Source organism: Alphaproteobacteria bacterium, assembly GCA_018063245.1.
Lineage (GTDB): Bacteria > Pseudomonadota > Alphaproteobacteria > JAGPBS01 > JAGPBS01 > JAGPBS01.
This window is the reverse complement of the sequence record JAGPBS010000074.1, coordinates 1-6382: the sequence shown is the minus strand read 5'-3', so window position 1 is coordinate 6382 and position 6382 is coordinate 1. Positions and strand designations below refer to the sequence as shown.

General features: G+C 42.4%; 6 protein-coding genes. All 6 read left to right on the top strand.

The window, feature by feature from the left end; translation table 11 throughout:
• Positions 1–1224, top strand: a 1224-nt coding sequence (locus tag KBF71_08620) for a Smr/MutS family protein (protein MBP9878375.1), incomplete at its 5' end; no start/stop codon positions are given.
• A 119-nt stretch (positions 1225–1343) separates the two neighbouring features.
• Positions 1344–2468, top strand: a complete 1125-nt coding sequence (locus KBF71_08615) for a Re/Si-specific NAD(P)(+) transhydrogenase subunit alpha (protein MBP9878374.1) — start codon at positions 1344–1346, stop codon at positions 2466–2468.
• Positions 2469–2479: 11 nt separating this feature from the next.
• Complete coding sequence (locus KBF71_08610) at positions 2480–2845, top strand: NAD(P) transhydrogenase subunit alpha (protein MBP9878373.1); 366 nt, start codon at positions 2480–2482, stop codon at positions 2843–2845.
• A gap of 11 nt (positions 2846–2856) precedes the next feature.
• Positions 2857–4245 carry an NAD(P)(+) transhydrogenase (Re/Si-specific) subunit beta gene (locus tag KBF71_08605; GenBank protein ID MBP9878372.1) on the top strand — a complete coding sequence of 463 codons (1389 nt, stop codon included), beginning with the start codon at positions 2857–2859 and terminating at the stop codon, positions 4243–4245.
• Between the two features lie 86 nt (positions 4246–4331).
• The gene (locus tag KBF71_08600; GenBank protein MBP9878371.1) at positions 4332–4736 is read left to right on the top strand and encodes a sel1 repeat family protein; all 405 of its coding nucleotides are present in this window, start codon (positions 4332–4334) and stop codon (positions 4734–4736) included.
• A 68-nt stretch (positions 4737–4804) separates the two neighbouring features.
• Positions 4805–5890, top strand: coding sequence for an SEL1-like repeat protein (locus KBF71_08595; GenBank protein ID MBP9878370.1), 1086 nt, complete (start codon positions 4805–4807; stop codon positions 5888–5890).
• Positions 5891–6382 lie beyond the last annotated feature (492 nt).

The following is a 6382-nucleotide window of genomic DNA, read 5'->3' as shown; positions in this document are numbered from 1 at the left end:
GGTTTTATGCCACTAGATCAATTGCAAGAAAAATTAAAACAACTGATTCAAGAGGTCCTGGCAGATCCATCTCATGAAAGTTTTATGCTCTATTTTTCATTTGAGAAAAGTGATTGGGAAGCCTTTGTCAATTGGTATAAGGCATTTGATCGTGAATTTTCATACCCACATTCAGTTATGCTTGTTCCATATCCTAAAGAGCTTCCCTCAGAGACGCTAGAAGAAGATAGGATCTATAAAGCTTGTGCGCTCACTAACTATACAAAACGTGAGAATGATGCAAGGACATTGCCGGTACACTTTTTTGGAAAGACCTTAGATAAGAGGTTGATGAATTCAAATAATGTTTATAACCTTCTTGTGCGTTCAGGTTTGCAATCTGAGCATTTTCAAAAAGGTAGGTTTGGTTTTACGGAGAAAGTATTTTGTAAATCAATTCAGCTTAAACATAATGAGAGTGTCGAAGCTGCCCAGAGTGAATTGAGAGCAAAAATTGATGAAGAGCTCCTAAAAGTAGGTACAAAGACAAAGACAAGAGATATTAACTATCAGTATGTTGTTCTTGTTTTTCAATTACCAAAGCGAGATGATTTGCCATTTTACCAAATAAATATTAGGGATCCAAGAAATCCAAATTTTGCAAGAGACAATCTTTTGATGGCTCAAATACACGATAATTCGGAGCATCGTATTTATGTTTGCCTTAAGAATGAAGCAAGGTTGGTGATAGATCTTCATGATCATTCAGTCAATGAAGCTTTAGATAAGGTTGAGGATTTTGTCCTGACAAAATGGGAAAGGTATGAAGAGTCTTGTGAGATCATCACAGGAGCTGGGAATCATTCTGCAAGAGGTTTTTCTATTTTGAAGAAAGAAGTGAGAGCTTTTTTGAAATCGCCTGATATGGTCCCTTATGTTCAAAAAGTTAAACAACTAGGGACTTATAAATTCGAGGTCCTTTTGAGGCAGCCCAAACTTTGTGATTTAACCAAATTGGCTCCAAATCAAGATCCGGTTGAAGTTGCGAAGGCTGCTTTAGCAGAAGCGGCCTTGACGGATAACCCTAGGGTTCGTTTTTTAGCAAATAATATACATTCTGTATGGCCAAGACTTTATATTAAAGGCGTATACATGTCTTTTGATTTTCATGGTGAGAATGAACTGAGAGTTGAAATACAAGAGCCTTCTGATGAAAGTGAGTCAACAGAAGATGTCAGTGAATAATTTCACACTTCATAGCATGCCAGTGAAATAATTCATTAGGGTCTCTCTTTGTCCTTTTCATTTTGGATAAAATCTGTCAATTTATGGGATAAATGATAAAAACAAAAAGGTCCGATATGTTGAAAATTGGTATCCCGCTCGAACAAGAAAAAGATGAAAACCGCATCGCCCTCACGCCAGATTTGGTCAGCAAATATACAGCAGCTGGCTTTGATATCCATATTGAAAAAGGAGCAGGCGATAAGGCGGGCTTTTCTGATGAATCCTTTGTCAAAATGGGCGCAAAAATAGCCTCGGGCCGGAAAGAGCTTCTCGAAAAGGCAGACGTCGTTCTTGCCGTCAGAGCCCCCACGCCAACCTGTGTTTCAACCATGAAAAAGGGATCGTACCTGATTTCGCTTCTGAATCCTTACCGTAAAGATGGATTGCTCCAAAAAATTGCAGATGCCAAAGTGACATCATTCTCATTAGAACTTGTGCCGCGTATCACAAGGGCTCAGTCAATGGATATCCTGTCAAGTCAGGCGAATCTGGCAGGCTATCGCTCTGTGATTGAAGCCGCGAATCTGTATAATCGCGCTTTTCCGATGATGATGACAGCAGCGGGAACCATTGCACCTGCGCGTGTTTTTGTGATGGGAACGGGTGTTGCGGGCCTTCAAGCCATTGCAACGGCTCGCAGAATGGGCGCGATTGTCTCGGCAACAGACGTAAGGCCAGCAGCCAAAGAGCAGGTTCAATCCTTAGGTGCGCAATTCGTCATGGTTGAATCTGAAGAAACAAAACAAGCCGAAACAGCAGGTGGTTACGCCAAAGAAATGAGCGCTGAATTCAAAGCAGCGCAAGCGGCTTTGATCGCTGAGACTGTGCCGAAGCAGGATATCATCATCACAACAGCTTTGATTCCAGGAAGGCCAGCGCCTGTTCTGGTGACAAAGGCGATGGTTCAATCAATGAAACCAGGCTCCGTGATTGTGGATCTAGCGGCTGAACAGGGCGGCAATTGTGAGCTAACCAAGCCAGGTGAAGTTGTCACTGTGAATGGTCTTCATATTATTGGCTACACGAATCTTGCGGGTTTTGTGGCTCAAGATGCATCGAAATTATTTGCGAAGAATGTGTATCATTTGATGATGCTTTTGGTGAAGGAAGGGGCACTTTCTTTGCCGCTTGATGATGAGATTATCAAAGCAATCTTGATGACCCATGAGGGCAAGATCGTTCATGAACGCTTTCAGTCTTAAAGGAGAGACAAATGGATTTGAATTTTAAGATGTCGATCAATGATCAAGGGGTTGAGGCTCTGCTGAGTCAGTCAGCGTCTCATTCGTCGTTCTTTTTGAATGCGCTCACGGTTTTTGTCTTGGCCATTTTTGTTGGCTATTATGTGGTTTGGCGCGTAACGCCAGCTTTGCATTCACCTTTAATGGCTGTGACCAATGCGATTTCGTCTGTTATTATTGTTGGCGCGCTCATTGCAGCTGGTCCGGCGGGTGAGATGAATTTTTCCAAGATCATGGGTTTTGTTGCGGTGATTCTGGCCGGGGTGAATATTTTCGGCGGATTCCTTGTAACTTACAGGATGCTACAGATGTTTCGTAAAAAAGAGAAGAAGGGGTGAGTTCCATGGAAATGACAGAATTATACACAGGGCTTGCTTATCTGGTCTCTTCAGTTTGTTTTATTATGGCGCTGAAAGGGCTTTCATCACCTGAGTCATCACGTCAAGGAAATATGTATGGGATGGTGGGTATGGCTCTTGCGATCGGCACGACATTGATGTCGCCGCAGATTCAGCAATTTGAATGGATTTTGATTGGGCTTTTGATCGGTGGCTTTATTGGCGCCGTGATTGCTTTTCGGATCCATATGACAGCTCTGCCACAATTGGTTGCTGCCTTCCACTCTTTGGTGGGTCTGGCGGCTGTCTTTGTGGCAACGGCTGCTTTTTATGATCCTGTCTCCTATCACATTGGCGAAATTGGGAATATTTTCACAGGAAGCCTTGTTGAGATGAGTCTTGGGACCATGATTGGAGCAATTACTTTCACAGGCTCATTGGTTGCCTTCGGGAAATTACAAGGTCTTGTTACAGGAAAGCCATTGGTTTTTCCTTTCCAGCATACGTTAAATGCTTTGTTGGGCCTTGCTGTTGTTGGGTTAATTGTTCTTTTGTGCCGTGATCAATCGCCTCATGCTTTTTGGCTTTTGATGGCTTGTTCCTTTTTGCTTGGATTCTTGTTGATTCTGCCGATTGGCGGTGCTGATATGCCAGTTGTGATTTCGATGCTCAATAGCTATTCAGGCTGGGCAGCTGCGGGTATTGGTTTTACGCTGCAGAATCATTTGCTGATTATCACGGGCGCTTTGGTTGGTGCCTCAGGTGCGATTCTGAGTTACATCATGTGTAAGGGGATGAATCGTTCATTCATTAGTGTTATTTTGGGCGGCTTTGGTGCTGAAGGATCGGTTGCTGCAGCAGGCTCGCACCAAGATAAAATGGTGAAAAGTGGATCAGCTGAGGATGCAGCCTTTATCATGAAAAATGCTTCATCTGTGATTATTGTTCCAGGCTACGGAATGGCAGTTGCGCAAGCGCAGCATGCTTTGAAAGAGATGTGTGATTTGCTCAAAAAAGAAGGTGTTTCAATTAAGTATGCGATTCACCCTGTTGCCGGCAGAATGCCAGGGCACATGAATGTTCTGCTTGCGGAAGCCAATGTTCCTTACGATGAAGTTTTTGAGCTTGAAGAGATCAACCGTGACTTTGCAAGTGCGGACGTTGCCTTTGTGATTGGGGCGAACGATGTGACCAATCCGGCTGCGAAATCTGATCCAGCCTCGCCAATTTACGGTATGCCGATTTTAGAGGTTTCAAAAGCAAAGACGGTTCTATTTGTGAAACGATCAATGGCTTCAGGCTATGCAGGTGTTGAAAATGAGTTGTTCTATTATGATCAAACCATGATGCTCTTCGGCGATGCCAAGAAAATGTGCGAGGAAGTCGTAAAAGCGCTTTGAGGTGATGGAATGCAAAGGATTTTTATTGACAATAGAAGATGTGTTGGATAAATGTAATTCTTCTATTTATTTATACAGGATACCAAATGACTCAAGTTGGATTGAAACAGAAGGCGAAAAAGTCTCTTCTTTTTATTGTCGCCGTTGGTATCATGATGCCAATCATCGGCTCTTATAGAGCGGAGGACTCCTTTTTAACCCCGGTCAGACACACATTTGAAACTTGGTCATTTGAGAGGACTCAACGCCAAGCGGAGCAGGGTCTTATGGATGCCCAGTTTAAATTGGCCTATTTATATGCAACCGGAAAAGGTGTTCCTCAGGATGATGCTGAAGCTTTTAAATGGATGTTAAAAGCGGCAGGGCAAGGAAAACCTGCAGCCCAATATTATCTTGGCCTTATGTATGAAGGTGGTCACGGTATTGAGCAAAATCAAGTTGAAGCTGAAAGATGGATTGAATTGGCTATAAAAAATGGATACAAAAAGTGAATAAAAATATATTATTAACAGTCGTTTTCGTGGCTTTGTGTTCTTTGACTTTTGTGGGAACGAGCAGAATGGCTTTCGCACAAGAGCTCACTATTGAGACAATAAAAAAAGAGGCTGAGGCTGGAGATGCTGAGTCTCAATATGCTTTGGGTTACTATTATGAAAGAGATGGAGATGTGCCAAATTATACCGAGGCCTTTAAATGGTATACGAGGGCCGCAGAGCAAGGAGATTTAGATGCTCAGGTGCAATTAGGCTATATGTATTTTAATGGTTTGGGCACTTCGAAAAATGAGGCTGAAGCTTTCAAATGGTACATGAAAGCAGCTAAAAAAGGAGATGCTGGTGGTCAAAGTGGTGTCGGTTATTTGTTTTTGGAGGGGCTCGGGACCCAGAAAAATGAGGCCGAGGGCTTTAAATGGTATATGAAGGCAGCAGAGCAAGGTGATCCTGACGGGCAGACGAGCCTAGGTTATATATATCTCAATGGATTAGGCGTCCAGAAAGATGCTGTTGAAGCCTTTAAGTGGTTTATGAAAGCAGCAGAGCAAGGGGCTGTTGATGGGCAGATTCATGTGGGCGCCTCATATGAACTTGGGGAGGGCGTCGAGAAAAATGAGGCTGAAGCCTTTAAGTGGTTTATGAGAGCCGCTGAGCAAGGGTCTTCTATGGCTCAGTATAATCTAGGAGGGCTATATTTGAGAGGAAAGGGTGTTGCGAAAAATTACACCGAAGCTTTCAAGCTCTTTACAAAGGCAGCAGAGCAAGGAAATACTGATGCAGAAGTGAATATTGGCTATATGTACTTGAATGGGTTGGGGGTTAAGCAGAATAATACTGAGACCCTTAAATGGTACATGAAAGCTGCTGAAAAAGGAGATGCTGGGGGGCAATGCGGTGTTGGTTATATGTATCTCAATGGCTTTGGTACGAAGAAAAATGAAACTGGAGCATTTGAATGGTTTATGAAAGCAGCTCAGCAAGGAAATCCAGAGGCAATGTATAACTTGAGCGTTGTTTATAGAGATGGTTTGGGCGTGAAAAAAGACATCGTTGAGTCCCGGAAATGGCTGAAAAAGGCAAAAGAAAATGGGTTTGAGGAGGAATTGCCAGGGGTTTTAGGCGCAGTTCAGCGTATTTTGAGGGATAGATAAAGATTGCTGCTGGTTTGAGATTGAGACTATGGACACCTATGATAAGGCAATGACGGTTTTTAAATTGTTACTTAAGCTCTATTATCCAGCAGTCTTGAGGCTCATTTTTTTTCACACTTTTATAAAAAATCTGATATAGTAAGACTTAAGGGGAGAAGTATATCCTGTCTCTTTTTTAAAAGTAAGGTATGAACATGACTCAGTGCGTGAAACAAAAAACAATGAATTGGTGGCGTTAATCTAACGATTTTCTCCTTTCTTGTTCTATTTGTTTAACCATGAGACTTAAATGCAACCCCTTTACTTACAGCAATCTTTGACTATGATGCCCTATCTTCGCCATCAATTTGATGGATCGAAGGTTTTTGTCATTCTCATTGTTCTTTTCTGGCTTCATTGGCCCTTGGGCCAATTTATAATTTAACGCTTTTGGCCATCCGCCAAATTAAGCAAACACTTTAAATTTTAAAATATGGAGCTCCTCATGAAAAG